The 3,846-nt window shown below is 74.6% G+C and carries 2 protein-coding genes and 1 pseudogene; 2 read left to right on the plus strand and 1 reads right to left on the minus strand.

All coding sequences use genetic code 11. The features are described 5' to 3' along the window. The first annotated feature begins 181 nt into the window (after positions 1–181). Positions 182–2,707, plus strand: a complete 2,526-nt coding sequence (pepN, locus tag B7P34_RS35365) for an aminopeptidase N (RefSeq protein WP_106682220.1) — start codon at positions 182–184, stop codon at positions 2,705–2,707. Positions 2,708–2,794: 87 nt separating this feature from the next. Here pepN and B7P34_RS35370 read toward each other — a convergent pair whose 3' ends face one another. Continuing rightward, positions 2,795–3,340 carry a F0F1 ATP synthase subunit B gene (locus B7P34_RS35370; RefSeq protein WP_106682221.1) on the minus strand — a complete coding sequence of 182 codons (546 nt, stop codon included), beginning with the start codon at positions 3,338–3,340 and terminating at the stop codon, positions 2,795–2,797. Between the two features lie 220 nt (positions 3,341–3,560). Here B7P34_RS35370 and B7P34_RS35375 point away from each other — a divergent pair. After that, positions 3,561–3,846, plus strand: a pseudogene (locus B7P34_RS35375) (aspartate aminotransferase family protein); the annotation flags it as partial.

Raw genomic sequence — 3,846 nt, forward strand, 5'->3', positions numbered from 1 at the left:
CCGGCGCTCCCCGGCGGTGCCGTGCTCACCCGCAGGCCGGATCGGCACCGCCGGCCCCCGCCGCGCGGGTCGCTCGCCGCCGCGGCGGCGAGCGCGGGCGCGGCGCCCGATCAGTGGCGGGCCACCCGAAACCCGCCTCGGCACAGCGCCCAGCGCCCAGCGCCCCCGCGACAATGTGCCCATGCCCGTACTCACCCGCGAAGAAGCCCGCGCCCGCGCCCGCCTCCTCGACGTGCACCGTTACGCCGTCGACCTCGACCTCACCCGCGGCGACGAGCTGTTCGCCTCGACGACCCGGATCCGTTTCACCGCGCGCGCAGCCGGCGAGACGTTCGTCGAGCTCAGGCCCGCCGCCCTGCGCCGTGCCGCCCTGGACGGCCGCCCGCTCGACCCCGCCGCGCTGGACGACAACCGGCTGCCGCTGTCCCTCACCGCCGGCGAGCACGAGCTGCTCATAGAGGCCGACATGCGCTACTCCCGCACGGGCGAGGGCATGCACCGCTTCACCGACCCCGCCGACGGCGAGACGTACCTCTACACGCAGGCGTTCCTCGACGACGGCCAGCGCGTCTTCGCGTCGTTCGACCAGCCCGACCTCAAAGCGGTCTTCGACGCCACCATGACCGCCCCGCCGCACTGGACCGTCCTCGGCAACGCCGTGGCGACCCGCACGGGCGACCCGGCCGAGGGCCGCTGGACGTTCGCGACGACGCAACCGCTCAGCACGTACTTCGTGGCGTTCGCCGCCGGCCCCTGGCACTCGGTCCGCACCGAGCACGCCGGCCTGCCGTTCGCCCTGCACTGCCGCCGCTCCCTCGCCCCCCACCTCGACGCCGACGCCGGCGAACTGCTGGACATCACGCGCCGCTGCTTCGACCGCTTCCACGAGATCTTCGACGAGCCGTACCCGTTCGACTCCTACGACCAGGCGTTCGTGCCCGAGTTCAACGCCGGCGCCATGGAGAACCCGGGCCTGGTGACCTTCCGCGACGAGTACGTCTTCCGGTCGGCGGTCACCGACACCGAGCGCGAGACCCGCGGCGTGACGATCGCCCACGAGATGGCCCACATGTGGTTCGGCGACCTCGTCACGCTCCGCTGGTGGGACGACATCTGGCTCAACGAGTCCTTCGCCGAGTACATGGGCTACCAGGTCCTCGCGGAAGCGACCCGCTTCGGCGGCGCCTGGACCGACTTCGCCTGCGCCCGCAAGGGCTGGGGCTACGACGCCGACCAGCGCCCCTCCACCCACCCCGTCGCCCCCGACCCGGCAGCCGTCCCCGACACCGCCTCCGCGCTCCTGAACTTCGACGGCATCTCCTACGCCAAGGGCGCCTCCGCCCTGCGCCAGCTCGTCGCTTGGCTGGGCGAGAAGGACTTCCTGGCCGGCATCAACGACCACTTCGCCCGCCACCGCTTCGGCAACGCCGCCCTCGCCGACTTCCTCGACTCCCTCGCCCGCCGCACCGACCGCGACGTCCACGCCTGGGCCGACCGCTGGCTGCGCACCAGCGGCGTCGACACGCTCACCCCCGCGATCACCGAGGCCGAAGACCACTGGCGGCTCACCATCGGCCAGGACGGCACCCGCCCGCACCGCATCGCCGTCGGCGCCTACGACCGGGACCCGGCGGACCCGGACCGCCTCGTCCTCCGCGACCGGTTCGAAGCGGACGTGCCGCAAGGAGACTCCCCCAGGATCCTTCCCGGCGCCCGCCCCGACCTGCTCCTCCTCAACGACGGCGACCTCACGTACGCCAAGATCCGCCTCGACGCCGCCTCCTGGGACACCGCCCTGCGCTCCCTGCCCGGCCTGCCCGACCCGCTGAACCGCGCCGTCCTGTGGAACGCGGCCCGCGACATGGTCCGCGACGGCGACCTCGCCCCCGCCGCCTACCTGGACGCCGCCCGCGCCCACCTGCCCCACGAGAGGGACGTGGCGATCACCGGAGCGGTCCTCGCGTTCGCCCGCGGGCAGGTCACCGACCGCTACACCGCCCCCGCCGACCGCCCCGCGGCCCTGGCCGTCCTCACCGACCTCGCCCAGGACCTCCTCGACCGCACCCGGGAACGGAGCGAGGACACCGCCTCGCAAGGCCTGCGCCTCACGGCCGTCCGCACCTTCATCGACAGCACCACCGCCGCGGACACCCTCCGGGCCTGGCTCCACGACGGCACCCTCCCCGGCGGCCCCGCCCTCGACCCCGAACTGCGCTGGCGCGCCCTCGCCCGCCTCGCCGTCCTCGGCGCCACCACCGCCGAGGCCGTCGAAGCCGAGCTCGCCCGCGACCCCAGCGCCACCGGCAGGGAAGGCGCCGCCCGCTGCCACGCCGCCCTGCCCGACCCGGCCGCCAAGGAAGCCGCCTGGCAGGCCATGTACGACCCCGGGCACCGCCCCGAACTGTCCAACTACCTCTTCACCGCCACCGCCGAGGGCTTCTGGCAGCCCGAGCAGCACGACCTCGTCCGCCCCTACCTGGACCGCTACTACCCGGAGGCCGTCGCCCTCGCCGCCCGCCGCGGACCGGCCCTGGCCAAGGCCGCCGGCGCCGCCGGCTTCCCCCGCCCGCTCGTCGAGCGGCGCACCCTCGACCTCGGCGAGGAGTGCCTGCGCACCGCCGGCCCGACGCCCGCCCTGCGCCGCAGGCTCACCGACGAGCTCGACGACCTGCGCCGCGCCCTGCGCGTCAGGGAGACCGGGCGGTAGGCACGCCGGAACGCCGAAGGCTCCGCGCCCCGGAAGGGGTGCGGAGCCTTCGGCGTCCGAGGATGTCCCAGCGGCGGCCGGCCGCCGTCAGTCGCGAGCGGCGTCGGAGGCCTGCGCGGTGCGCAGCTCCTCCAGGAAGCGGTCCACCGTGCCGTTCTCACGAGCGGACTGGGCGACGTCCTCGCCGACGATGCGGCCCGCCAGCTCCGTGGCCAGCACGCCGACCTGCTGGCGCAGCTCGGCCTCGGCGACCGCGCGCTCGGCGTCGATCACCGCGTGACCCGCGGAGATGATCTCCTCGCGCTGGCGCTGGCCCTCGGCCCGCAGCTCGGCGACGATCGCGGTGCCCTGCTCGGTCGCCTCCTGGCGCAGGCGCGCGGCCTCGTGCCGGGCCTCCGCGAGCAGCTCCTGGTACTCGGCGTGGACGCGGGCCGCCTCGGCACGCGTCTCCTCCGCCTCGTCGAAGCGGCCTTCGGTGGCCTTCTCGCGCTCGACGAGGACCTTGTTGATCCGGGGCAGCAGCACCTTCGCCATCAGGGCGAAGGTGATGAAGAACAGCACCGCGCCGAGGACGAGCGGCGCGGGCTCGGGCTTGAGCGGCCCTACGTCGAGAGCGAGAAAGTTCATGGCCATGGGGTGCAGATTAGTCGACGGAACGGGGTGCGTCCGCCCCGGACCCCACTAGCAGACACAACTCACGCCCGTCGCACGGCCGTACCACCATCGAGCGAAACCCGCCCCTACGTCGGTCACCGACCGTGCGCCGAACGTAACTTGTTGCAGTTGCTGCTCGTCACCGCCCGGAAGCGACCGCACAGCACGCGCGCGAAGTCAACCCAAAAGGGGCAAAGTCATGCCTGCGTCCGCCGGCCCCACCATCACCTCGCCCCGCGAGGCCGCCGAGGACACCCCTGCCCCCCTCGCCGGCGGCACCCGCGGCCCGCACGCCCTCCACCCGCTCCTGGACACCACCCTCGACGCCCTCGCCCAAGGCGCCGCCACCCGCCACGGCCCCTTCCCTGCCGGCGGCCCGGAAGCCGTCACCGCCCGCCTGAGCGCCCTGACCGGCCCCGCCCTCCCCGAGACCGGCACCGGCGCCCACGAAGCCCTCCACAGCCTCGTCAGCGCCCTTGCCGAAG

It is taken from the genome of Streptosporangium nondiastaticum, from assembly GCF_003011965.1.
Taxonomy (GTDB): domain Bacteria; phylum Actinomycetota; class Actinomycetes; order Streptomycetales; family Streptomycetaceae; genus Streptomyces; species Streptomyces nondiastaticus.